The organism is Mesorhizobium sp. M0060, from assembly GCF_040323155.1.
Lineage (GTDB): Bacteria > Pseudomonadota > Alphaproteobacteria > Rhizobiales > Rhizobiaceae > Mesorhizobium.
In genome coordinates, this window is record NZ_JAMYUP010000016.1 from 34,795 (window position 1) to 58,847 (window position 24,053).

25 protein-coding genes are annotated in these 24,053 nt (G+C 61.4%); 9 read left to right on the top strand and 16 right to left on the bottom strand.

Translation table 11 applies throughout. The features are described 5' to 3' along the window. The first annotated feature begins 103 nt into the window (after window positions 1-103). The 4 genes from corA (at window position 104) to NKJ94_RS17360 (ending at window position 5,403) form a co-directional block, all read left to right on the top strand. A complete protein-coding gene (corA, locus tag NKJ94_RS17345; protein WP_352526705.1) occupies window positions 104-1,198 on the top strand; it encodes a magnesium/cobalt transporter CorA in 1,095 nt (364 codons plus the stop codon). Window positions 1,199-1,338: 140 nt separating this feature from the next. Next, entirely contained in the window at window positions 1,339-1,650 is a 312-nt protein-coding gene (gene rpsO, locus NKJ94_RS17350; RefSeq protein WP_280940423.1) for a 30S ribosomal protein S15, read from the top strand. A 407-nt stretch (window positions 1,651-2,057) separates the two neighbouring features. Then, window positions 2,058-4,205, top strand: coding sequence for a polyribonucleotide nucleotidyltransferase (gene pnp / locus NKJ94_RS17355; protein WP_352526707.1), 2,148 nt, complete (start codon window positions 2,058-2,060; stop codon window positions 4,203-4,205). Between the two features lie 187 nt (window positions 4,206-4,392). Then, the gene (locus tag NKJ94_RS17360; protein WP_352526708.1) at window positions 4,393-5,403 is read left to right on the top strand and encodes a class I SAM-dependent methyltransferase; all 1,011 of its coding nucleotides are present in this window, start codon (window positions 4,393-4,395) and stop codon (window positions 5,401-5,403) included. A gap of 35 nt (window positions 5,404-5,438) precedes the next feature. Here NKJ94_RS17360 and fabI read toward each other — a convergent pair whose 3' ends face one another. The 3 genes from fabI to fabA form a co-directional block, all read right to left on the bottom strand. Next, the gene (gene fabI / locus NKJ94_RS17365) at window positions 5,439-6,251 is read right to left on the bottom strand and encodes an enoyl-ACP reductase FabI (RefSeq protein WP_352526710.1); all 813 of its coding nucleotides are present in this window, start codon (window positions 6,249-6,251) and stop codon (window positions 5,439-5,441) included. 13 nt (window positions 6,252-6,264) lie between these two features. Further along, complete coding sequence (gene fabB, locus NKJ94_RS17370; RefSeq protein ID WP_352526711.1) at window positions 6,265-7,485, bottom strand: beta-ketoacyl-ACP synthase I; 1,221 nt, start codon at window positions 7,483-7,485, stop codon at window positions 6,265-6,267. A gap of 123 nt (window positions 7,486-7,608) precedes the next feature. Continuing rightward, window positions 7,609-8,127 carry a 3-hydroxyacyl-[acyl-carrier-protein] dehydratase FabA gene (fabA, locus tag NKJ94_RS17375; protein ID WP_352526713.1) on the bottom strand — a complete coding sequence of 173 codons (519 nt, stop codon included), beginning with the start codon at window positions 8,125-8,127 and terminating at the stop codon, window positions 7,609-7,611. Between the two features lie 241 nt (window positions 8,128-8,368). Between fabA and irrA the strand changes: the two genes are divergently transcribed. Further along, window positions 8,369-8,800, top strand: coding sequence for an iron response transcriptional regulator IrrA (irrA, locus tag NKJ94_RS17380; protein WP_352526715.1), 432 nt, complete (start codon window positions 8,369-8,371; stop codon window positions 8,798-8,800). A 10-nt stretch (window positions 8,801-8,810) separates the two neighbouring features. Then, window positions 8,811-9,170, top strand: coding sequence for a DUF4260 domain-containing protein (locus NKJ94_RS17385; protein WP_352526717.1), 360 nt, complete (start codon window positions 8,811-8,813; stop codon window positions 9,168-9,170). Between the two features lie 82 nt (window positions 9,171-9,252). Here NKJ94_RS17385 and NKJ94_RS17390 read toward each other — a convergent pair whose 3' ends face one another. Further along, window positions 9,253-9,810 (bottom strand): SH3 domain-containing protein, encoded by a 558-nt coding sequence (locus tag NKJ94_RS17390; RefSeq protein WP_352526718.1) that lies wholly within the window; start codon window positions 9,808-9,810, stop codon window positions 9,253-9,255. 155 nt (window positions 9,811-9,965) lie between these two features. On the opposite strand from NKJ94_RS17390, the gene NKJ94_RS17395 reads away from it, so the two are divergent. Next, window positions 9,966-10,967, top strand: coding sequence for a 2-hydroxyacid dehydrogenase (locus NKJ94_RS17395; RefSeq protein ID WP_352470076.1), 1,002 nt, complete (start codon window positions 9,966-9,968; stop codon window positions 10,965-10,967). Window positions 10,968-11,031: 64 nt separating this feature from the next. On the opposite strand, the gene NKJ94_RS17400 is transcribed toward NKJ94_RS17395, so the two are convergent. The 9 genes from NKJ94_RS17400 to NKJ94_RS17440 form a co-directional block, all read right to left on the bottom strand. Continuing rightward, the gene (locus NKJ94_RS17400) at window positions 11,032-11,520 is read right to left on the bottom strand and encodes a GNAT family N-acetyltransferase (RefSeq protein WP_352526719.1); all 489 of its coding nucleotides are present in this window, start codon (window positions 11,518-11,520) and stop codon (window positions 11,032-11,034) included. Further along, entirely contained in the window at window positions 11,517-12,278 is a 762-nt protein-coding gene (locus NKJ94_RS17405) for a molybdopterin-synthase adenylyltransferase MoeB (protein WP_352526721.1), read from the bottom strand. Before NKJ94_RS17405 ends, NKJ94_RS17400 begins: the two co-directional genes overlap by 4 nt. 76 nt (window positions 12,279-12,354) lie before the next feature. Further along, a complete protein-coding gene (gene recF / locus NKJ94_RS17410; RefSeq protein WP_352526723.1) occupies window positions 12,355-13,509 on the bottom strand; it encodes a DNA replication/repair protein RecF in 1,155 nt (384 codons plus the stop codon). A gap of 26 nt (window positions 13,510-13,535) precedes the next feature. After that, on the bottom strand, window positions 13,536-14,654 hold the full coding sequence (dnaN, locus tag NKJ94_RS17415) for a DNA polymerase III subunit beta (protein ID WP_352526725.1): 1,119 nt from the start codon (window positions 14,652-14,654) through the stop codon (window positions 13,536-13,538). A 199-nt stretch (window positions 14,655-14,853) separates the two neighbouring features. After that, window positions 14,854-16,401 carry a chromosomal replication initiator protein DnaA gene (gene dnaA, locus NKJ94_RS17420; RefSeq protein ID WP_502896014.1) on the bottom strand — a complete coding sequence of 516 codons (1,548 nt, stop codon included), beginning with the start codon at window positions 16,399-16,401 and terminating at the stop codon, window positions 14,854-14,856. An 835-nt stretch (window positions 16,402-17,236) separates the two neighbouring features. After that, the gene (gene rpsT / locus NKJ94_RS17425) at window positions 17,237-17,503 is read right to left on the bottom strand and encodes a 30S ribosomal protein S20 (RefSeq protein ID WP_352526728.1); all 267 of its coding nucleotides are present in this window, start codon (window positions 17,501-17,503) and stop codon (window positions 17,237-17,239) included. A 160-nt stretch (window positions 17,504-17,663) separates the two neighbouring features. Then, the gene (locus NKJ94_RS17430; protein WP_352526730.1) at window positions 17,664-18,437 is read right to left on the bottom strand and encodes an enoyl-CoA hydratase; all 774 of its coding nucleotides are present in this window, start codon (window positions 18,435-18,437) and stop codon (window positions 17,664-17,666) included. Window positions 18,438-18,460: 23 nt separating this feature from the next. Next, on the bottom strand, window positions 18,461-19,351 hold the full coding sequence (gene mutM / locus NKJ94_RS17435) for a bifunctional DNA-formamidopyrimidine glycosylase/DNA-(apurinic or apyrimidinic site) lyase (protein ID WP_352526731.1): 891 nt from the start codon (window positions 19,349-19,351) through the stop codon (window positions 18,461-18,463). Then, the gene (locus tag NKJ94_RS17440; RefSeq protein WP_352526733.1) at window positions 19,344-20,585 is read right to left on the bottom strand and encodes a phosphopentomutase; all 1,242 of its coding nucleotides are present in this window, start codon (window positions 20,583-20,585) and stop codon (window positions 19,344-19,346) included. Before NKJ94_RS17440 ends, mutM begins: the two co-directional genes overlap by 8 nt. A 160-nt stretch (window positions 20,586-20,745) precedes the next feature. Between NKJ94_RS17440 and NKJ94_RS17445 the strand changes: the two genes are divergently transcribed. Continuing rightward, window positions 20,746-21,666 (top strand): phosphate/phosphite/phosphonate ABC transporter substrate-binding protein, encoded by a 921-nt coding sequence (locus NKJ94_RS17445; protein ID WP_352526734.1) that lies wholly within the window; start codon window positions 20,746-20,748, stop codon window positions 21,664-21,666. A gap of 28 nt (window positions 21,667-21,694) precedes the next feature. On the opposite strand, the gene NKJ94_RS17450 is transcribed toward NKJ94_RS17445, so the two are convergent. The 3 genes from NKJ94_RS17450 to NKJ94_RS17460 form a co-directional block, all read right to left on the bottom strand. Next, window positions 21,695-22,315, bottom strand: coding sequence for a TadE/TadG family type IV pilus assembly protein (locus NKJ94_RS17450; RefSeq protein WP_352526736.1), 621 nt, complete (start codon window positions 22,313-22,315; stop codon window positions 21,695-21,697). Window positions 22,316-22,345: 30 nt separating this feature from the next. After that, window positions 22,346-22,906 carry a TadE/TadG family type IV pilus assembly protein gene (locus tag NKJ94_RS17455; RefSeq protein ID WP_352526737.1) on the bottom strand — a complete coding sequence of 187 codons (561 nt, stop codon included), beginning with the start codon at window positions 22,904-22,906 and terminating at the stop codon, window positions 22,346-22,348. 151 nt (window positions 22,907-23,057) lie between these two features. Then, window positions 23,058-23,480 carry a pilus assembly protein N-terminal domain-containing protein gene (locus NKJ94_RS17460; protein WP_352526738.1) on the bottom strand — a complete coding sequence of 141 codons (423 nt, stop codon included), beginning with the start codon at window positions 23,478-23,480 and terminating at the stop codon, window positions 23,058-23,060. A 347-nt stretch (window positions 23,481-23,827) separates the two neighbouring features. Between NKJ94_RS17460 and NKJ94_RS17465 the strand changes: the two genes are divergently transcribed. Further along, a complete protein-coding gene (locus NKJ94_RS17465) occupies window positions 23,828-23,998 on the top strand; it encodes a Flp family type IVb pilin (protein WP_352526740.1) in 171 nt (56 codons plus the stop codon). Window positions 23,999-24,053: the final 55 nt, after the last annotated feature.

A 24,053-nucleotide genomic window follows, 5' to 3' on the forward strand; every position in this document is an offset into this window, starting at 1 on the left:
GGGAAAGGATCATGCGCTAAATCAACAGGGCTACGGCGTCGTTTGCCGTCCGAAAGGACGCGCGGCGCTGTAGTGCCGTTCGACGCTGCACTCGAGGGGGCACATGGCAAAGGCTGAGACGGTCAAGAAGCGGGCGCCGCTAAAAACACGGCGGCCGCCGGTCGGGGCTTCGCCGGGCACGCTGATCGCCGATCCGGCGGCGCGCCTCTCCGAGCTCAGGCTGACGTTGATCTCGCCCGAGAAGTTCCAGACGATCGACAATGCCAGCATCGACGACGTCAACACCCATTGCCACAATTGGCCGGTCATCTGGCTCGACTGCACCGGCCTCGCCAACATCCAGCTGATCGAGGAGATCGGCCGGATTTTCAACCTGCATCCGCTGGCGCTGGAAGATGTCGTCAACACCGGCCAGCGGCCGAAGGTGGATTTCTTCGAGGACCATGCCTTTGTCGTCGTCAGGATGATCGACGATGTCACTGCGCACCGTTACGAACAGATCACCGTCTTCTTCGGCAAGAATTTCGTCGTCACCTTCCAGGAGCGCGAAGGCGACCCGTTCGATCCCGTGCGCAAGCGGATCGGAAGCTCGGTGCCCAACCGGTTGCGCTCGCGCGGCGCCGACTATCTCGCCTATGCTTTGATCGACGCCATCGTCGACAGCTATTTCCCGCCGACCGAGGCTGCCGGCGAATTGGTCGACAGCATCGAGGACCAGATGCTAAACCAGGCGCACAAGCACCAGATGCGGCAGCTTCACGAATTGCGGCGCGACGCCAATGTGTTGAAGGGCGTGCTTTGGCCGATGCGCGACGCGCTGGCGACCATGATCCGCAACGACGTCCCCTATGTGAAGGCCGAAACCAAGTTATTCCTGAACGATACGCTCGATCATTCGCTGCGATTGATCGAATTGGTCGAGACCCAGCGCGACATGCTGACCGGCCTGATCGAGATGCACCTGTCACTCAGCCAGGCGCGCACCAACGACGTCATCAGCTATCTGACGATCGTCTCGGTGATCTTCCTGCCGCTCACCTTTTTCGTCGGCGTGTGGGGCATGAATTTCGATCCCGAGACCTCGCCCTGGAACATGCCGGAGCTAAAAGCCTATTACGGCTATCCCTTATCGCTCGTCTTCATGGCGCTTGTGGCGGTCGGGCTCTACGCGTACTTCAAATGGAAGAAATGGCTCTGACTAAGCGGAAGTGTCCGTTTATGCAGCAAAAAGCCGGCTTGTGAATTGGGCTGGTCTTTTTGCCGGAATTGCACTATATGCGCCGCAGCTTCGCGCTTTGACGCGTTGCTTGCACCGGCCCCTGCTGGACGACATCCCGGCTGAGGGCGTCCCGTTTCCTCAAACAGACAAGGAAAAACACGATGTCGATTACTGCCGAACGCAAGAAGGAATTGATGGGTGAATTCGCAACCGCCAAGGGCGACACCGGGTCTCCGGAAGTCCAGGTGGCCATCCTTTCCGAGCGCATCAAGAACCTGACCGACCATTTCAAGGACCACAAGAAGGATAACCATTCCCGCCGTGGTCTGCTCGCTCTCGTCTCCCAGCGCCGCAGCCTGCTTGATTATCTCAAGCGCAAGGACGACGCGCGCTATCAGACGCTGATCGAGAAGCTCGGTCTGCGCCGTTGACGAATTGACCGGCGGGTTCTTTCGAGAGCCCGCCGGTCGCGCATTGGAGCATCGGGTCATCCAAGGCTCCAATGGAGGAAGTAGAGCGCCGCGCATCGGTTTGGACGCGCAAAGGACGCTCTGAAGTCTAGATTTGCGCATGATATCTTCCGGAAACCTGGTTTTCGGGTTCACGCGCAAGGCCAGTCGGATCGATTGGCCAACCCGGTTTCGAAACAGCAGAGGGCCGCTCGAAACCGCCCATGGACGGTCATGGGGCAGGATTGCAGGACGCTCGTGCGGCAGCGCGCCGAATAGCCGAGCCTCCCGTTGTCTTGCCCGTGGCTGCCCGAGAAAGGAAGCCAAGGGAAAGGGGCATCCGCGCACGCTGAAACGGCGCGGCCCTTTCCGCCTATGAAGGACAAGACATGTTCAATTACCACAAAGTGGAAATCGAATGGGGCGGCCGTCCGCTCATCCTCGAAACCGGCAAAATCGCGCGCCAGGCTGACGGCGCGGTGCTGGCCACCTACGGCGAAACCAAGGTTCTCGCCACCGTCGTCTCGATGAAGGAGCCGAAGCCCGGCCTCGATTTCTTCCCACTGACGGTCAACTACCAGGAAAAGACCTACGCCGCTGGCAAGATCCCAGGTGGCTATTTCAAGCGTGAAGGCCGTCCGAGCGAGAAGGAAACGCTGGTTTCCCGCCTGATCGACCGCCCGATCCGCCCCCTCTTCGCCGAAGGTTACAAGAACGACACCCAGATCGTCGTCACCGTCGTCCAGCACGATCTCGAAAATGACCCGGATATCCTGTCGATCGTCGCCACCTCCGCCGCCCTGACCTTGTCCGGCGTGCCGTTCATGGGCCCGGTCGGCGGCGCCCGCGTCGGTTATATCAACGGCGAATACGTGCTCAACCCGCACGTCGACGAGATGCAGGAATCGAAGCTCGACCTGATCGTCGCCGGCACCGCCGACGCCGTGCTGATGGTCGAGTCCGAAGCCAAGGAGCTCGGCGAGGACCTTATGCTTGGCGCTGTCATGTTCGGCCACAGGGGCTTCCAGCCGGTGATCGACGCGATCATCAAGCTGGCCGAAGTCGCCGCCAAGGACCCGCGCGACTTCACCGCGCCGGACTATTCCGCGCTTGAAGCCGAGATGCTGAAGATCGTCGAAGGCGAGCTTCGCGATGCCTACAAGATCACCGACAAGCAGAAGCGCTATGCCGCCGTCGACGCCGTCAAGGCGAAGGTCAAGGCGGCGTTCGCGCCGGCAGAAGGCGAGGAGGCCAAATACACGTCCGAACAGATTGGCACCGTGTTCAAGGAGCTCCAGGCCAAGGTCGTGCGCTGGAACATCCTCGACACCGGCTCGCGCATCGACGGCCGCGACCTGAAGACGGTCCGCAAGATCGTCTCGGAAGTCGGCGTCCTGCCGCGCACACACGGCTCGGCGCTGTTCACCCGCGGCGAGACCCAGGCGCTGGTCGTCGCTACGCTCGGCACCGGCGAGGACGAGCAGTATGTCGATTCGCTGACCGGCATGTACAAGGAGAAGTTCCTCCTGCACTACAACTTCCCTCCCTACTCGGTCGGTGAAACCGGCCGCATGGGTTCGCCCGGCCGCCGCGAAATCGGCCATGGCAAGCTTGCCTGGCGCGCCATCCGGCCGATGCTGCCGACCGCCGACCAGTTCCCCTATACGTTGCGCGTCGTTTCGGAGATCACCGAGTCCAACGGCTCGTCATCGATGGCTACCGTCTGCGGCACCTCGCTGGCGCTGATGGATGCGGGTGTGCCGCTGGCCAAGCCGGTCGCCGGCATCGCGATGGGCCTGATCAAGGAAGGCGAGCGCTTCGCCGTGCTCTCCGACATCCTCGGCGACGAGGACCACCTCGGCGACATGGACTTCAAGGTTGCCGGCACCGCCTACGGCATCACCTCGCTGCAGATGGACATCAAGATTGAGGGTATCACCGAAGAGATCATGAAGATCGCGCTCGACCAAGCCAAGGAGGGCCGTCAGCACATTCTCGGCGAAATGGCCCATGCGCTGTCCGGCGCGCGTGCCGAACTCGGCGAGTTCGCGCCGCGCATCGAGGTCATGCACATCCCGACCGACAAGATCCGGGATGTGATCGGCTCGGGCGGCAAGGTCATCCGCGAGATCGTCGAAAAGACCGGCGCCAAGATCAACATCGAGGATGACGGCACGGTCAAGATCGCTTCGGCCAACGCCAAGGAGATCGAGGCGGCGAAGAAGTGGATCCACACCATCGTCGCTGAGCCGGAAGTCGGTGAAATCTACGAAGGCACGGTCGTCAAGACCGCCGACTTCGGCGCTTTCGTCAACTTCTTCGGTCCGCGTGACGGCCTCGTCCACATCTCGCAGCTCGCCAATGATCGCGTCGCCAAGACCTCCGATGTGGTCAAGGAAGGCGACAAGGTCTGGGTCAAGCTGATGGGCTTCGACGAGCGCGGCAAGGTCCGCCTGTCGATGAAGGTCGTCGACCAGGCCACCGGCAAGGAAATCGCTCGCGACAAGAAGAGCGAAGGCGAAGAAAACGCCGCCTAAGCTGCATAGAGCCTGTTCCACCCCGATAGATCGGGATGGGCTCTATCTTTTTGTTTTGAGCATGATCTTTTCCGAAAACCGGATTCCACTTTTGGGATCATGCTCTAGCCATGCAATCGAAGCGGGCGCGCCGGAAGGTCGCGCCCGTTTTCATTTCAACAACAGCCCTGCAGTTCAAGAGTGGTGAATGTCCGCCGAGCCGCTGAAAACGCTTTTCCATCCTTTCGACGCCGGGGCTCTTTCCTTGCCGCGGAAGGGCGAACGCATTCTTTTTCTCGGCGCCGAGCCCGGCTTCCGCTTGCCCGAAGGCTTTGATGCCGAGCTTCATCTTGTCCAAGGCTTCAGGCCGCATTTTCGCGCCTTGCAGGCATCGGGCTTCACGGTCACGCCGGGAGTGGAAGGCGAGGCTTTCGACGCAGCATTTGTGCTCGCTGGCCGCCATCGCGGCCAAAACGAGTTGCGCGTCGCCGAAGCGGTCGAGCGCGTGACACCAGGCGGGTTGATCGTTGTCGCTGGCGGCAAGGACGATGGCATCGCCAGCCTGCGCAAGCATATCGGCGAGCTCGTGCCGCTCAAAGGCCACCTGCCGAAGCATCACGGCATTGCCTTCTGGTTTCGCCGGCCGGCCGATGTCGTCGCGGCAACGCTTCGCGCTGCCAATCCGGATTTGGTGGTCGAGGACCGCTTCCGCACGGCCCCAGGCATGTTTTCCTTCGACAAGATCGATGCCGGATCGAAACTGCTGATCGAAAATCTGCCCACCGATATGCGTGGCAGCGTTGCGGATTTTTGTGCAGGCTGGGGCTATGTCGCCGCCGAGGTCGCCGCCCGCTCACCTGGCATATCGGCGCTTGACCTATACGAAGCGGATTTCGAGGCGCTGGAGGCGGCGAAGGCCAATCTCGGCAATACAGGCGTGGAGCCAGGTTTCTTCTGGATCGATCTTTTGAGCGAGCCGGTCGAGCGCCGCTATGACGTCGTCGTCATGAACCCGCCCTTTCACCGCAGTCGGGCGACTGAGCCGGAAATCGGTGCCGGCATGATCCCCGCGGCAGGCAAGGCGCTGAAGCCGGGCGGCCGGTTGTTCATGGTGGCGAACCGGCAGCTTCCCTACGAACCGGTGCTGGCGGCCGCCTTCTCCAGCCATGCGGAGCTCGCTCGCGACGGTATGTTCAAGGTTTTCACGGCGCGGCGCTGAAATTCTGCGGGGCAGTCGGCGACACGTCGTTCATGCTATTCCCGTCCGCCGTCGGTCTGCTTCAACTCGTCAAGCGTCGGCATGGAGACAATATGATAGCCGGAATCGACATAGTGGATTTCGCCGGTGACGCCGGAGGACAGGTCGGACAGCAGATAGAGCGCGGAACCGCCGACTTCGTCGATTGTCACCGTACGGCGTAGCGGCGAGTTGCGCTGCTGGTAGGAGAACATGTGGCGTGCGTCGGAAATCCCGGCGCCGGCAAGCGTCCGCACCGGTCCCGCCGATATGCCGTTCACTCTGATGCCGCGCGGGCCATAGTCGTTGGCGAGGTAACGGACGCTGGCCTCCAGCCCGGCCTTGGCAACACCCATGACGTTGTAGTTCGGCATGACGCGAACCGAACCCGCATAGGTCAGCGTGATCATCGAGCCGCTGTCCTTCATCAACGTGGCGGCGTGGCGGGCAACCTCGGTGAAGGAATAGCAGGAGATCACCATGGTGCGGACGAAATTGTCGCGGCTGGTGTCGGCGTAGAGGCCTTTCAGCTCGTTCTTGTCAGAAAAGCCGATGGCGTGGACGATGAAGTCCAGCCCGCCCCAGGCTTTGCCCAAGGTCTCGAAGGTGGCGGCGACCGACGCGCTGTCCTCGACGTCGCAAGGCACCACCAAGGATGCGCCCAGTTTCTCGGCGAGCGGCTTGACCCGGCGTCCGAAGGCCTCACCCTGATAGGTGAAAGCGAGTTCAGCGCCATGTTCGGACAGTTTGCGGGCGATACCCCAGGCAATCGAATGATCATTGGCGACACCCATGACAAGCCCGCGCTTGCCCTTCATCAATCCGTCCATGGTCGGCAAATCCTTATGCGGAATAGCGCTGGAAGATCAGCGTTGCGTTGGTGCCACCGAAACCGAACGAATTGGACAAAACAGTGTCGATCCTGGCGTCGTCGATGCGCTTGCGCACGATCGGCATGCCCTCGAACTCCGGATCGAGGTTCTCGATATGGGCGCTTTCACCGATGAAGCCACCTTGCATCATCAGGATCGAGTAGATCGACTCCTGCACGCCGGCCGCACCTAGCGAATGGCCGGTCAGCGATTTCGTCGACGTGATGAAAGGCATGTTGTCGCCGAACACCTCGCGGATGGCGCCCATTTCCTTGGAGTCGCCGACCGGCGTCGAAGTGCCGTGCGTGTTGATGTAGTCGACAGGCGAAGAGGCGGTCGCCAGCGCCTGCCGCATGCAGCGCACCGCACCTTCGCCCGAAGGCGCCACCATGTCGTAGCCGTCCGAGGTCGCGCCATAGCCGACGATCTCGGCATAGATCTTGGCGCCGCGCGCCTTGGCCTGCTCGAGCTCTTCAAGAATCAGCACGCCAGCGCCGCCGGCAATGACGAAACCGTCGCGATCGACGTCGTAGGCGCGGGAGGCGACCGATGCCCTGTCGTTGAACTTGGACGACATGGCGCCCATGGCGTCGAACAGGTCCGACATCGTCCAGTCGAGATCCTCATGGCCGCCGGCGAACACCATGTCCTGCTTGCCCCATTGGATCAGCTCGTACGCATTGCCGATGCAATGCGCAGACGTCGAGCAGGCCGATGAGATCGAATAGTTGACGCCGTGGATCTTGAACCAGGTGGCAAGCGTCGCCGAAGCGGTCGACGACATCGCTTTTGGCACCGCGAACGGCCCGATCCGCTTGGGGCTGCCGTTTTTGATCGTGGTCTCGGCCGCTTCGACGATTGCACGGGTCGACGGTCCGCCGGAGCCCATCACGATACCGGTGCGCTCGTTGGTGATGTCGGCCTCGTCGAGGCCGGCGTCTGCGATCGCCTGGTCCATTGCGACATGGTTCCAGGCAGCACCCTGCGACAGGAAGCGCATAGCGCGACGGTCGATCATGCTCGACGGATCCAGCGTCGGCGCGCCCCACACCCGGCAGCGGAAGCCATGCTCGGCGAAAGAGTCGGAAAAGCTGATGCCGGATCTGGCATCATGCAGCGAGGTCTGCACCTCGTTGGCATTGTTGCCGATCGACGACACGATGCCGAGACCTGTGACTACGACCCGTCTCATTCGCAACTCCTTCCAGCGCGGACCCCCGAAACCTGAATCAATTTCCGGAACGGAACCATGCGCAAAATTAAAGTGCCACAGCGTCCTTTAGACGTTCAAGACGTGGCACTGTAGGGTCTTCGCTCAGACGGCGGCCGATTGCTTGGACAGACCGACTTTCAGATCCGTTGCCGCATATATGGGCTCGCCATCTGCCTTCAGCCAGCCATCGGCGATGCCAAGCACAAGCCGACCGCGCATCACCCGCTTGAAGTCGACGCCATACTCCACCTTCTTGACCGAAGGCGTGACCATTCCTTTGAATCTCACTTCACCGGTCGACAGCGCCATTCCCTTGCCGGGTTCGCCGAGCCATCCAAGATAGAATCCCGTCAACTGCCACATGGCGTCCAGGCCCAGGCATCCCGGCATGATCGGATTGCCGATGAAATGGCAGGCGAAGAACCACAAATCCGGCTTGATATCGAATTCCGCGCGGATGAAACCCTTGTCGAACGCACCGCCGGTCTCGCTGATCTCGGTGATGCGGTCGAACATCAGCATCGGTGGATAGGGCAGCTGCGCATTTCCCGGTCCGAACAGCTCGCCGCGGGCGCAGGCAAGCAATTCGTCGTAGCCATAACTGGATTTCGAACCCGCCATCAATCTCGTCCCCGTGATCGTCCCGGGCGATAGGCGCCCTTGCTGATGGTTTCCTAACACAATCTGTTTGAGGCCGGAAACCGGCGTTTGCGCTTAACCTGCCCGTCTGCCCGGGTCAATGCGCGCTATTGATCGCATTCGGCCGACAGAATATATGTCAGGGACACGTCCAGTTTCGGCAGATGCTCTATTTCTGCCATTTTGGACGTGTCTGAGGCGAAACGGTGAGCGCGACGGATAGATGGATCTGGGTTGCCGGAAGGATAATGTCACTGTGGACAAGCGGGTTCGCGAAGCCGGTCTGAGGCCGACACGCCAGCGCATCGCGCTGGCCGATCTGCTTTTCGCCAAGGGCGACCGCCATCTTTCGGCCGAGGAACTGCACGAGGAGGCGCTTGCCGCCGGCGTGCCGGTGTCTCTGGCCACCGTCTACAATGCTCTGCACCAGTTCACCCAAGCCGGTCTTCTGCGCATCCTCGCCGTCGAGGGATCGAAGACCTATTTCGACACCAACACCTCCGATCACCATCATTTCTATATCGAAGGCGAAAACAGGATCTTCGATATCGACAGCGGCCCGGTGACGGTCTCCAACCTGCCGGAACCGCCGGAAGGCATGGAGATCGCCAATGTCGATATCGTGGTGAGACTGCGTCCGAAACGCTGCGACTGACCGGCGCCTTATGAAATTCCTGGATTTGACGCTCCGGCTCGAATGGGTCGCCGTCGCGGTGGCAGCTCTTGTCTTATATGCAATGGCCGGTGTTTCCTGGTGGCTATTTGCTGTGCTCATTCTGGCGCCCGACCTGTCGATGCTGGGTTACATGGCGGGGCCGCGCGTCGGGGCCGTTGCCTACAACGCCTTGCACATACTGATCTTGCCCGTTCTGCTGGCGCTTGTCGGCAGCGTCTTTGACAATGCAATGGCGACAGCTATTGCGCTGATCTGGATCGTCCACATCGCCATCGACCGTGCTCTGGGCTATGGCTTGAAGCTGTCCAGCAGTTTCCAGGACACCCATCTCGGCCGCATCGGCCGCTAGACCATCTCCGAACCGAAGATCAGCGAAACAAAACGTCGGATCCGGTGCTTGCAGCGCTGGCCTGACCTCCGGTTCGGAAAGGTCAGTTCTTGACCTTTTCGCCGGGATAGGCACCCCAGACGAGCGACTGGGCGAGCCAGCCGGTATGGCCGTCGAAGGTCATTTCGCACCACTGGCCATCGCAGGACTGGATTGTGCCCATCACCCCCGGTTCGAGGATCGCGATGACGCCTGCATCTTTTGCAGGGTCGTCGAGGAGGTTGACGCGCGCGTCCTTGCCGCGCTGCCAGGGGGCGACGATCGCCGTGCGGCGGCCCGAAAGCAGCGACTGATTGATCCAGCCTTCCGAGCCGTCGGCATCGCGCACGCGGCGCCACGTATCGAACTCCTGGATGATCTCCATCGGCAGGCCTGGCTTCATATACATCCAGTCGACGGAATAGTTGACGCCCGGACCGACGCGCGAGTTGACGCGGCCGGATTTCAGGCTGACGAAGCGCGGCAGCGGCAAGCCGCTTGGTCCGAGCGTGACGCTCTGGGCGGGTGCCGCCGCACTTTGCGCCATCACCAGTGGGCTATAGATGAGAGCGCCGAGCAATGCTGCACTGAGGGTCAGGCGAAGCGACGCGAAACCAGACACTTTCGTTCCTTTCGGCGCCGGCCCATCGGCCTCGCGCCCTTTTTCTTTGTCTTCGGCGGAACCGCTTGTTACATGGATGACTGGTACCGCGATCAGCTCTCAGTTTCGCTGTTCTTGGTTAAAGAGGTCTCAACGAGATCGGGTTCGAGGAAACAATGGCAGGCAAAAAGAAGCCCCTCGTCGTTATCACGCGCAAGTTGCCAGACCCGGTCGAGACCCGCATGCGCGAGTTGTTCGACGCCCGGTTGAATGTCGAGGACAGGCCGATGACGCAGCCGGAACTGGTGGCGGCGGTCAAGGAGGCCGACGTGCTGGTTCCGACCGTGACCGATAATATCGACGCGGCGCTGATTGCCCAGGCCGGCGATAACCTCAAGCTGATCGCCAATTTCGGCAATGGCGTCGACAAGATCGATGTTGCGGCAGCGGCCAAGAAAGGCATCACCGTCACCAACACGCCGAACGTGCTGACCGAAGATACGGCCGACATGACCATGGCGCTGATGCTGGCCGTGCCGCGACGGCTGGCCGAAGGCGCCAACGTGCTGACCGGGGACAAGAAATGGGCGGGCTGGTCGCCGACCTGGATGCTCGGCCGTCGCATCTGGGGCAAACGGCTCGGCATTGTCGGCATGGGTCGCATCGGCACCGCCGTCGCCAGGCGCGCCAAGGCCTTTGGCCTCTCGATCCACTACCACAACCGCCACCGCGTGCTGCCGGCAATCGAGGACGAGTTGGAAGCCACGTATTGGGAAAGCCTCGACCAGATGCTTGCCCGCATGGACATTATCTCGGTCAATTGCCCCTCGACACCGGCAACTTTCCATCTGCTTTCGGCACGGCGGCTGGCGCTTCTGCAACCGTCCGCTTACATAGTCAACACCGCGCGCGGCGATATCATCGACGAGGAATCGCTGGTCAAGCTCATCCATGACGGCAAGATCGCCGGCGCCGGCCTCGACGTCTACGAGCACGAGCCGGCGCTGAACAGCAAACTGCTGAAGCTCGCCCACAAAGGCAAGGTCGTGCTGTTGCCGCATATGGGTTCGGCGACGCTCGAGGGCCGCATCGACATGGGTGAGAAGGTGATCATCAACATCCGCGCCTTCTTCGACGGCCATCGTCCGCCCGACCGTGTGCTGCCGCTGCGGGCGTGACCGGCCATCGTGCCAGCGAATTCTGGTCGCGGCAGCTGCCTGCTCGCTTTTGGATAGCGTTTGCTTACAAAAGCACCTTGCGCATGGTGATTGAGGTCGGCCGGTCGTAACCTTTGTGCGCTGTCCGTTCGGTTTCGCGAAAGCCGAGGCGGGCGAAGGCAGCGTGGTTTCCGGTCAGTTCGACCCGGGTCTGGAGCTCGATGGCGGTCCTGTTCTGGCTACGGGCAAGATCTTCGACAGCCTGCATCAGCCGTTTTCCGATGCCTTGTCCCTGAAGAGCCGGCACGACCGCGAGCTTTCCGACATAGAAGTCGTCTGCCCGCTCCAGGACGAAGACGCAACCGACGATCTCGCTTTCCTTCAGCGCCAGGAATCCTGTCTCCTCCAGCGCTTTAGCCCTAAGATTTTCGACGGTGAGCCGATGCGCCGAGGACGGTGGATCAATAACGCCGTCCATGAAGGCGAAGGCGCGCATGACCAGTGCCAAGACCTCGTCCCAACGCTCGAAATCGGCCCCAAGCTGCACAATGGAAACGTCGGCAGGCAGGCTCACCGGTTAGTTCGCTTGTAGCGGATCGTGTCGAAGCGTGCCGCCAGCGCATCGTAGAGCAGCAGTCGCCCGACCAGCGGCTCGCCAATCCCGGTGACCAGCTTGATTGCCTCCATGGCTTGCAGCGTCCCGATGACCCCGGTCAGCGCGCCGACAATGCCAGCCACCGCGCAGGACGGCACCAGTCCCGGCGGCGGCGGTTCGGGAAAAAGATCGCGGTAGCTTGGGTTCAACGTGCCGTCCGGGCCGCTTTCGAACGGCTTCAGCACCGTCACCGAGCCGTCGAAGCGGCCAACGGCGGCATGCACGAGCGGCCGGCTTTCCGCGGCGCAGGCGTCGGCCACCGCGTAGCGTGTCTCGAAATTGTCGGAGCCGTCAACGACGATGTCATAACGGGCGATGAGGGCAGGGGCGTTGTCCGCGGTCAGCCTGAAATTGTGCTCTTCCACGACGACGTTTGGATTGATGCGGAGGATCGCTGCCTTGGCGCTGTCGGTTTTCGCCATGCCGACATCGCCCGTGGCGTGGATCACTTGTCGTTGCAGGTTGGAAAGCGAAACGACGTCGTCGTCGACGATACCGAGTGTGCCAATCCCTGCGGCGGCGAGATATTCGAGCACCGGCGCTCCCAATCCGCCGGCGCCGATGACCAGCACCCGCGACCGCTTTAGCCGCTGCTGGCCGGCGCCGCCGATTTCGGGCAGCACGATGTGGCGGGCGTAGCGTTCGAGCTCTTCGTCGGTGAGGGCGGCTGTGATCATCGCCGGACCATATAACGGAGGAAAAAACTTGTCAGGCGTCAATGCATGCGGCCCAGAAATGCGCCATTGACGAAGTTCAAATGGTCGGCCTGACCTTGCCGTGATCGACGGTCAGGAACTGCGCGCGTCCCTTGAGGCTGTCAAACAACGCGGCATCGGTCCCGGTCATGAAAGCCTGGCAGTTCAGTTCCTCCAGGATCGAAAACAAGGCCGCGCGCCGGCCGCCGTCGAGATGGGCGGCGATCTCGTCGAGGAGCAGGATCGGCGTCATGCCCGACATCTCGCCGGTTAGCCGCGCATGCGACAAGACAATGCCGACCAGCAGCGCCTTCTGCTCGCCGGTCGAGCAGAGTTCGGCGGGCATTGCCTTGGGCCGGTGGCGCACTACGAGATCGGAACGGTGCGGGCCGTCGAGCGTGCGTCCGGCGGTGCGGTCGCGCTCGCGCCCTTCGGCGAGTATGCGCCTGAACCGTTCCTCGACGTCGACGGCCGGTGAAATGCCAACTTCGCCTTCCAGTTCCCCCGAGATGCCGATGTCGGCTTGCGGAAACGGTCCGTCGCCGGGCAGACGGTCGATCATGGCGGCGAGCAGGCGCACCAGTTCAGCACGCGCCGCGGCAATTGCCACGCCGGTCTCGGCCATTTGCATCTCGATCGCATCGAACCAGGCACCGTCGCGCGAACCTTCAGCGAGCAGCCTGTTGCGGCCGCGCATTGCCTTTTCGTACTCAAGCGCGCGCTGGCCGTGGCCGGGATCGATCGCCAACACCAGCCGGTCGAGGAAGCGCCGACGGTCGGCGGCCGGCCCAGGGAACAGGCCGTCCATGGCCGGTGTCAGCCAGACGACGCGCAGCCATTCCAGCATGTCTTCGGCTGAGCGCGCCGCCGCGCCATTGATCCGCACCCGCCTGCCGCCTTCGCCGGCGGTATCGCTGCCTGCAATCCCGGTACCGATCTCGACCTGGCCGTCCGGCCCGTCAAGCCGGGCATGTAGCGCAAAGCCACCGTCGCCGCCTTCGCGCGCCACCTCGGCATAGGGTGCGCGGCGCAGGCCGCGGCCTGGCGTGAGCAGCGAGATCGCTTCAAGCAGATTGGTCTTGCCGGCGCCATTGTCGCCGGAGAAAACCACAGCGCCGGGATCAAGGTCGATTGCCAGTGCCGCATAGTTGCGGAAATTCGTAAGTGTAAGCTTACTAATATGGGTTTGCTGCTGTTTTGCAGATCCGGTCACGACAGCAAGATGGCCCCGTTCGGGCCCTACACCCGCATCGGCATCAGCACGTAGAGCGCGGTCTCGTCGGCCATGTCGTGGATCAGCGTCGGGGAACCGGCATCTGCCAGCATGAACTTCGCCTCCGTGCCGGTCAGTTGCGCGGCAACGTCGAGCAGGTATTTGGCGTTGAAGCCGATTTCGATCGGATCGGACGAATAGTCGGCCGCCAATTCCTCGGTGGCGCTGCCCGAATCCGGGTTGTTGACCGCAAGCGTGACCTGGCCTTCGGCGATCGAAAGCTTCACCGCCCGGCCGCGTTCGGAGGAAATGGTCGAAACCCGATCGACGGCAGCGGCGAAACTTTGACGATCGATAATCAGCTTCTTGTCGTTGCCGGTCGGAATGACGCGCTGGTAGTCCGGGAAAGTGCCGTCGATCAGCTTGGAGGTCAAGATGACGCTGCCGATGGTGAAACGGATCTTAGTGTCCGACAGCTCGGTGGTCACTGCAACGTCGGGATCATCGACCAGCTTTTGCAGCTCGCTGACCGTCTTGCGCGGGATGATGACGCCAGGCATGCCCTCGGAGCCTGCCGGCGCATCGATCTCGGCGCGCGCCAGCCGATGGCCGTCGGTCGCGACCGAGCGCAACTTCAACTTGCCGCCGGTCTCGTGCGTGTGCAGATAGATGCCGTTCAGATAATAGCGCGTCTCCTCGGTCGAGATGGCGAACTGGGTCTTCTCGATCAGGCCCTTTAGCCCGACGGAATCGAGCCGGAAAATATGCGAGAACGACCCGGCTGAAAGTTCGGGAAAGTCGGACTGCGGCAGGCATTGGAGGCGGAAGCTCGAGCGCCCGGACGTCACCGTCATGGCGTTGCCGTCTTCGTCGGTCTTCAGCAGCACCTCCGCGCCATCGGCGAGCTTGCGCACGATGTCGTAGAGCAGATGCGCCGGAACCGTCGTCGCCCCGCCACGCTCGACCTTTGCCGGCGTTGCTTCGGTCACCTCCAGGTCGAGGTCGGTTGCCTTCATTTCAAGGCTGGCCCCCTCGGCGCTGAGCAGCACGTTCGACAGGATCGGAATGGTGTTGCGCCGCTCGACCACGCGGTGAACATGGTTGAGCGACTTCAGGAGGTTTGACCGTTCCAGGATAACACGCATGACGAAACAGGCTCGCTTGAATGAATGAACGGGTCTCCGACAAGCGGCGCCCCGCGAAAGGTCTGAACAGGCTCAGAATCTGCGTAAACTGACAGGAAAAACCCGGCAAACGCAAGCCCGCGCTACCGGTTCGGGCCGGCTGCAAGGGCTTTCTCGGGATAAAAAGGCCGAAGTCCGCGAGCCGGCGTTTTTCGGGCCGTCAGGCCTGGTCGTTGATCAGCCTTCTCAGCAATTCGAGTTCCTGCGCCAGCGTGTTGTCGACGCCGGAAAGATCCTCGATCTTGCGGACCGCGTGCAGCACGGTCGTATGGTCGCGGCCGCCGAAACGCCGCCCGATCTCCGGCAGCGAGCGCGGCGTCATCACCTTCGACAGATACATAGCGACCTGCCGCGGCTTGACGATGGTGCGTGTGCGCCGGTTGGACAGAAGTTCGGTTTTCGACACGTTGTAGTGGCGCGCGACAATGCGCTGGATGTCCTCGATACGCACCCGCTTCGGCTCGCCCGAACGATAGATGTGGCCGAGGATCTCGTCGATGCGGTCGATAGTGATCTGCGGTTCGAAGGATTGGCGAAACAAAAGCTGGTTGAAGGCACCTTCGAGCTCGCGCCCGCTGCCGGTCACCGTGCGGGCGACGTGGTTGAGGATCTCTTCGGAAATATCGAGCGACGCATCGTCGAGCTTGGCGGTGGCAAGCCTGAGCTTGAGCATACCGATGCGCATGGCGAAATCCGGGGCCGACATTTCCAGCGCGACGCCGCCGTTGAGGCGCGAGCGGACGCGCGGCTCCAGCGATTCCAATTCCGACGGCGGCCGGTCGGCAGCGACCACCACTTGCTTGGCGCTGTCGAGCAGCATGTTGATCAAATGGCAGAATTCATGCTGGATCGACTTGCCCTGCAGGAACTGCATGTCGTCGATGATGAGGAGGTCGATGTCGCGCAGCTGTTCTTTCAGCGTCAGTGCGTTGTTGTCGCGGATCGCGGTGGCGAACCGCCACATGAAATATTCAGCCGTCAGATAAACGACCCGCGATTTCGGATTCTGCTTCAGCGATTCTGCGGCGATCGCCTGCAACAGATGCGTCTTGCCCAGCCCGACCGTCGCGTGAAGAAAGAGCGGATTGAAACGCACCGCGCTCGACTGCGATTCCGCGACCGCCTTGGCGGCGGCAAAAGCCACTCGGTTCGATGGTCCCTCGATGAAAGAGGTGAAAGTGTAGCGTGGATCGAGCGGCGAACCGAGCACATTGTGCCGGAACTCGGTCTCTGCCGGCATCCCCGGGCGGGGTGCAGAGACCCGCTCGACCCTGCTGGGGCTCGCCGTGCCCGCAGAGAGCGCGGTTTGCGTCTGCCTGGTCATCTTGCGGGCCGGGGCCACTTCTGGCTCGACGCTGTTGCGGCCCTGGCGTGTGGCGGTGCGAACGACGATCTCGATCTTGAGGATCTCCGGATCCTCGTGCTTCCACAACTCGGCGATGAGATCGAGATAGTGGCCGTTGATCCATGAACGCAGGAATGCGGTTGGCACCGAGATGCGGACAATGCCCTTGGAGGATTCAGCGACCTTCATGCGCCCGAACCAGCTCGAATAGACCTCGGTTCCCAGACGCGCCTTCAGCTGGGCCTTGACCCGATCGAACTTCTGTTCAGCTTCATTGGAAGCCGCCATGTCGTTCCTTCCGATTAACGTTCCAGGAAATGGGAGGTCGCCCGTAAGCTCCCTTTCGATGCCGCCGCTTTGCATGATCGAGTTCCTTGTCTCTTGTACCTGTTTTCCGCCGGGGATGCGCCTCCTGCATCCATGTTTCCGGCGACCGTGTCTTCGCTGCGACACTATCGCCGCCGCCGGCTGATGAATCGCCTCGTTATCGGTCCGGCTCCAAGAGCCGATCCGCCTTGGTCATGTCAGGACAATAAAATGTCGTCCGGCGAAAAACCGCCGGCGCACCGTCAACCTGCCATGTACAATTACGCCAGTCCCCTACCGTATCGAAAAGACAAACCAACCCGTCCGCGGAGTTGAATCCGCGTTGTAAACTCTGCCAATTTGAGCTGGCCGGTTTCAGGCTGGTCAAGGGCCAAGGGCCCGTCCCTTCGATAGACAGACATTACCGAAATCGCTGTGGATAGGGCAAGGCCACCCCTAACGGATTTTTAAGGAATCTGACTAGCAAGGGGCGGTTCGGACGTCATGCTGCAACAACTGATTTTGACAAAGCCATTGTGATTCAAACCCTTTTCCGGCGAATATGAAAAAGGCCGCACAACGCGAAATTTTCTGAAATAATTCACTTGACAGCCAATTGTCGCCTATCTGCCGCAGCCGATGTGAACAAGCTGTGGATCACCATCGGTAAGCCTCTGAAAAGAAGCGGTAATCTGTGATGCTCGGAAATTTTCGCATTGGCGGTTTCGGCGGCTGCGAATATCAGCGGGCATGTATATGCCGGCAAAGCATTTCGAACTTTGAAATGCACGTGGAGCACCGTTTGCGGGCTTTCTTTTAAGTACTTGCCGGCAAACGAAAAAACCCGGCGCGATCGGCCGGGTTTTAGGAAGGGCAGTTCAGGGAAAAGTGTCTAGGCTGACAGCACCTTGACCCGCTGGGCCAGCCGCGACACCTTGCGCGATGCCGTGTTCTTGTGCACCACGCCCTTGGTCGCGGCGCGCATCAATTCCGGCTCGGCCACCTTGAAGGCAGCCTGTGCGGCCGCCTTGTTGCCGGCCGCGAGCGCCTCTTCGACCTGGCGGATGTAGGTCCGGACGCGGGAGCGGCGGTTCTTGTTGATCGCTGCGCGACGGGCGATCTTGCGCGTTGCCTTTTTGGCCGAGGAGGTATTGGCCATGGTGCCTCTCTTCTGATCTGGTAGGCGCTTGCGGGATACCGCGGGGCGCAAAAAACAAACGGGCAGCCACAGGGCCGCCTCGGTTGGTGCGGCTTATAGTTCAGCTTTTCCGGCGCGTCAACGCTGCAGCGCTTTCTTTTTGACCGGTGCCTTCGTCATTTCATCGGTTCGTGAAATTCGGCTTCCGCTTGCCGGTGAAGGCCGCCATGCCTTCCTTCTGGTCATCCAGCGCAAACAGCGAGTGAAACAGCCGACGCTCGAACCGCAGGCCCTCGGTGAGCGTCGTCTCATAGGCGCGGTTTACGGCTTCCTTTGCCATCATCACCGATGGCAAGGAAAAACCGGCGATCTTGGCTGCGGCCTTAAGCGCTTCCTCGATCAACTCGCCGGCTGGCACGACGCGCGAGACCAGGCCGGAACGCTCGGCCTCCGCTGCGTCCATCATTCGCCCCGTCAGGCACATATCCATCGCCTTCGACTTGCCGACGAAGCGGGTCAGTCGCTGCGATCCGCCCATGCCGGGCATGACACCCAGCGTGATCTCGGGTTGGCCGAACTTGGCGTTGTCGGCGGCGATAATGAAATCGCACATCATCGCCAGTTCGCAGCCGCCGCCCAGCGCGTAGCCCGCCACCGCCGCGATGATCGGCTTTCGTGCCCGCGTAAATTCTTCCCAGCCGACGAAGAAATCCTGCAGATAGGCATCCACATAGGAGATCGACTGCATTTCCTTGATATCGGCACCTGCCGCGAAAGCCTTTTCCGAACCAGTGATGACCATGGCGCCGATGTCGGCATTTGCGCCCATGCTGTTCACCGACGCGACCAGTTCCGCCAGCACTTGTGAATTCAGTGCATTGAGCGCCTGCGGCCGGTTCAGCGTAATCAGCCCGACCTTGCCGCGGGTTTCGACGATGATGGTTTCGTAGCCCATGCTTGCTCCTCCTCGCTTCTGGTTCAAGCCTGACAGGTCCGGCAGTGGAAGGTCGAGCGACCGCTTTGCACGATACGCTCGATGTGGCCGCCACAACCAGGCTTGGAGCAGGCCTCGCCCTCGCGATCATAAACCGCGAAGGAATGCTGGAAGTAGCCCAGCGATCCATCGGTCTGCATATAATCGCGCAACGACGAGCCGCCGGCGGCTATCGCATCGGCGACGACCGAGCGGATTGCCTCGGCCAGGCGTTCGCTCTGTTCTTTGGCTTTCTTGCCGGCTCTCGCGAGGGTGCCCGCTTCGCGCAGCGGTGACAGGCCGGCCCGCCAAAGCGCTTCCGAGACGTAGATATTGCCTAGCCCGGCGATCAGCCGTTGGTCGAGAAGTGCCGCTTTCAGAGGTGACTTGCGACCTTTCAGCAGCGAAGCGAGCAGCGCGCCGTCCAGTGCATTGCCTGTAGGCTCGACGCCTAATCCCGCCAGCATCGGATGCATGTCGGGCTCCCCTTCCGAAAACAGCATGAACCCGAAGCGGCGTGGGTCGTTGAAGATCACGCGAGAGCGGACGCCGGCAGGTGATGCTACATCGAAGACGACGTGATCGTGAGTGGTGTTTTTCGAACGTTCGTAGTGGAACGCGCCGGGTGTTGCGCTCTCGTCGGCCGTTTCGATGCGAAACGAACCCGACATGCCGAGATGGCAGATCAGCACAGGGCCGTTGTCCAGGTGCATCGTCAGATATTTGGCGCGGCGGCCGAGCGCTGCAATCGTCTTGCCGGTCAGCCGCTCCGAAAATCTCTCGGGGAACGGAAACCGCAAATCGGGCCGGCGTGCCTCGACACCGACGATGCAGGCACCTTCAAGGACCGGCTGCAGACCGCGCCTGACTGTCTCGACCTCCGGCAGCTCAGGCATGGCCGCCTATCGTGGCATGGAAGGAGGTGCCGTAAGGGCCGCGCGCCAGCCCGAGATGTTCGGCCACGGTTTCGCCGATGTCGGCAAACGTCGTCCTCAGTCCGATGTCTGCGCCTTTGAAACCCGGCCGTGTGCCGATAACCGGAATACGCTCACGTGTGTGGTCGGTGCCGCGCCACGTCGGATCGTTGCCGTGATCGGCGGTCAAAATGAGCAGATCGCCTGGCCTCAGCCGTGCGAATGCCTCAGGCAGGCGCCGGTCGAAAGCTTCGAGTGCGGCGGCGTAGCCCGCAACGTCGCGCCGATGCCCGAACTCGGTGTCGAAGTCGACAAAGTTCGCGAAGACGAGGTCGCCGTCGCGGGCATCTTCCATGGCGCCAAGCGCTTTGTCGAACATCGCCATGTTGCCGGCAGCCTTGCGGACTTCCGAGATCCCCCGATGGGCGAAAATGTCGCCGATCTTGCCGACCGCGATAACCCGGCTGCCGCGCGCCGTCAGCCGGTCGAGCAGTGTCGGTTCCGGCGGCGGTACCGCATAGTCGCGACGATTATGCGTTCGCTCGAACGTGGCGGCGGTTTCACCGACAAACGGCCGCGCGATGACGCGGCCGATATTCAGCGGATCGACCAGCCCGCGCACCACCTTGCAGAAGTCGTAAAGCCGTTCCAGGCCGAAATGAACCTCATGCGCGGCGATCTGCAGGACGGAGTCGACCGAGGTGTAGCAGATCGGCTTGCCGGTGCGGATATGGTCGTCGCCGAACCGTTCGATGATCTCGGTGCCCGGGGCATGGCAATTGCCGAGAATGCCGGGCACCTTCCCTTCGCGCACCATCGCTTCGGTCAACTCGGCTGGAAAGGCAGGAATCGTGTCCGGGAAATAACCCCAGTCGAAACGGACCGGCAGGCCGGCTATTTCCCAATGGCCCGACGGCGTGTCCTTGCCGCTCGAAACCTCCTGTGCCGCGCCGTGAAAGGCGGCGGCAAGCGGGGCACTGCCGCCGTTCTCGAACCTGAAACCCGTCGCCGTTGCCGCGGCATGGCCGAGGCCGAGCGAGAGCATGTTGGGTACGAGAAGCGGTCCGTCACGCAAGCCTTCGCGATCGGCGCGGCCTTCCGCGCAGGCCTGCGCGATGTGTGCGAACGTGTTGGAACCAGTGTCGCCATAGCGCTCGGCATCGGCCGCGCCGCCGATGCCGAAGGAATCAAGGACAAAAAGGAAGGCGCGTGCCATCGAAGGGTTCATCATTGCCTGTGTGTTGGCTCAGACATAGGGTTCCGTGCTGCCGTTGGCAATTCGGAAACCCGAACGGCACGGCTTGGCGCGCTGGTCCGGGAGAGACGAATCGCGGCATGGTCGATCTGCCGATGGAAATGCGCGGCATGGAGCTCGCATGAGGCCTGCCCTGAAAGCATTCGCTGCCGTACTGGCCTTGCTGCTGGATGCATCTTGCGCGGGCCCGGCGCGCGCCGATTGGCGCGTCGGAACGTTCCGTATCGGTATACTCGCCGAGCCTGGCGCCGGCAACACTGTTCCAGGTCTGGCGCTGCTGACCGACGCCTTTACCAAAGCGCTCGGCATGAAGGTGGAGTTTGTCGTTGCCCGCGACTATGCGGCGTTGATCGAGGCGCAGGCCGATCGCCGCATCGAATATGCCGTCTATTCGGCAACTGCCTACGCCACCGCCTCCGAACGGTGCGGGTGTGTGGAACCTCTCGTGGCGCCGGTCGATTCGGACGGCGCCATCGGCATCCGCTCCGTTCTGCTGACGCGCGACGGCAGGGTTCCCGATCTGATGGCCATGGAAGTCCGTCGGGTCGTCATGGCGCCTTCCGACAGCGTCGGTGGTGCTTTGTTGCCGTTTGCCGGGCTGGCTGCAGACGGGGTCAACGTGGCGGAAGATGCACCGTTTTTGACCCACGCCAATTCGGCTGCCGCAGCTGAAGCGATGCTGGTCGACGGTGAGGCCGATGCCATATTCGGCTGGATGCCGGCTGTGGCCGACGGACAGCCAAACCCTCCTGGCGGCACGGTGGCGAGGCTCGAGGCCGCAGGGCTCTCGAAATCAGCGCTTCAGGTCGTATGGACGTCAGGCCTGCTGAGATATGGCCCGCACGCCGTCCGCAGCGATCTGGACCCCGAAGCCAAGCGCCGGCTCGCCGTGTTTCTCACCAATCTCAGATCAACCTCGCCGGACATTTACGATCTTCTGGAGCAGAAACATTCCGGCGGGTTCGCCGTTGCCGGTCCGAGGGATTATGTGCTGGCTGCGGCCATCGTGCACCTGGTCTCGGCCCGCGGTCTCAAGCAATAGCAACAGCCAGGTTAGCAGGTCTTAGGCATCAGCAATCGCTGCACGGAATGGTCGGGCTCCTGCGCGGCCGAAGATAATAAGTTTCGGCCATCGAAATCGAATTGAAGACCGAGCTTAACCCAAACCGGCTTTGGCCGTCCGCCGACCAGGTGATGATTGGCTTGTAGGCGAGGTCGCTTTCGACGCGAATGAGGAAAGTGCCTTTGATCTTGAGCGCGCTCGGGACCGTTGTGGCGGAGTCCTTGACGGCGTCGACGCTAGAGACGCCATCGACCACTTTGCGCGACCACACGACCAGGACTTTCGGCGTCGTCTCGTTCGTCACCTGTATCGCCGTGATGATGATCTTCGGTTTCGAGCGGTTGTAGGGCTGAAGCGTGGAACTGCCGATCGCCATGATGGCATCGAGATCTGCCGCCTTGATGGTCTGCTGCTGCGTGACAAGGTCCGCTACCATGCTGCCGATGCGGCTGACCTTCTTGCTGGTCTCGATGGCTTGCGAGGCCTCCATGGTCATAAAGTACATGATCAACAGGACAGGCACGATGAGGGCAAACTCGACAGCCGCAATACCGCGGCGGTCCGAGCAAAGCCGGATTGCTCTTGTACAAATCTCTGCGATGCCCAGCTGTGCCCCCGCACGAATCATGGCTTTGCCCTTTTCAAGCGACTACGCGGTTCAGTTGTCGAACGGCTCGTTCTGCCAAGTGATCGAAGCGAAATGCAGCGTTTTGCCGTCCTTCAGATTGGCCATCGACTTGGCCATGAAGTCGGTCATCACCGGCCATTTGTAAAAAACCCGCAGCATGTTTCTCGACTCCGCCAGGCCCGGTGCGACCGTGAAGGTCTGCGTGCTCGTGCCCTTGGTCAGCACGACATCGCCGTCCTGGATCTTGAAACCGGCCAGCGCCGCATCGGCGAAGGTCGGATATTCGCGCAAATCCACCAGCAATCCGGGACAGGTCTTGGCGACCATGATCTCCAATTTGGTGCAGATCATATCCCGCAGCTTGGTCCCGGACACATCGGCAGGTCTTAGCTGGCCGGTACGCAGCTGGCGCGCGATGTCGTCTGTGGCGTTTGCCATCACTTCTTGTGCGGCAAATGAAATGCAGCTCTCCAGGATGGCGAAGACGAGAAGCGCGAAGGGAATTGCAAGCATGGCGAATTCGATCGCCGTGCTTGCGCGTCGGTCGCCCAAAAACCTCCCGGGAAAGCCTGCTCGTCCTGCCTTGCTCATGTCCTCTACCCGCCGATTCCGGTTCTGTATCGGACCCAGCATTAGTCGGAACCGATTGAAGTCCGGTTGGAATGACCGTTAAATTCGGCGGGAAGGCCTTAACCGGCCGATAACCGAAGCGCGTTCCCGCAAAGGCGGAGAGGTCGGCCAGCTAATGCCCGGCGCTCATCTCGGCTTCAGAGGCCTTCTCGGCATCGCTCTTGTACGAGCTTTCGCAATATGGCGCGCAGGACATGGTCTGTACTTCGGCACGTCGATAGATGCGCACCGACGACGCTGCCTGGCGCACGACGGTTATTTGCTCATCGATGATCGGGTTGCCCTCCTGATCGAGGACAACCAGATTGGTGACGCCAAATCCCTTGCCGGTCAGCACGATCGTCGATGCGTCCTGGACGGAGGCGTCGGCGATCGCCGGATTGCCGACGACAATCGTATCGGCGGCGCGCGACAATTTGACGATCTTTGCCTGGTTCATCGTGACTTCGATGCCGGCGCCGGCCATCGCTGGAACAGCGAAGGCCGCCGCGGCAAGAAGCGCCGCAACTGGAAATAACGATCTCGGCCCGGCCATTGAGGCGCTCCTCGGCAGCAACAAACTGTTCAACAGAACATGAACGAGATTGGTGAACCAACCGTTAAGCGGCTGGAGGTCATGATTAATCCGGAACCGGCATTGGGCTAGCTGGCACGGCTCAAAGGCGTTGCCGAATTGCGCCTTTCGCGGCCTTTGTCAGCCAGTGCGTCCAGTGGCCGGTATTTTAGTTCTGGGTTAACCACGCAATGTCATCGAAGCGCGAAAGGAATCAGTAAGCCTGTTTATTAAGTCGATTGAAACAGCTTCGCGCTAGATTCGCAGCATCCGATCAGCCACCAAGAGAAGTTGACGGAAGTGCTGTAACAATTGGAGTAGGAGCTCGAATGTCTAACCTCATCGCACGTTTTGTGAAGGACGAATCCGGCGCGACCGCTATCGAATACGGTCTGATCGCCGCTCTTATCGCGCTCGCCATCATGGTCGGCGCCGGCTCGCTCGGCAACGCGCTGAATGCCAAGTTCGACAAGATCGCCAGTAAAGTCAACGGTTCGTAACAGGCAACAACATTCGGTTGTTTCCAATAAGGGCCGCCGCACTGGCGGCCCTTAT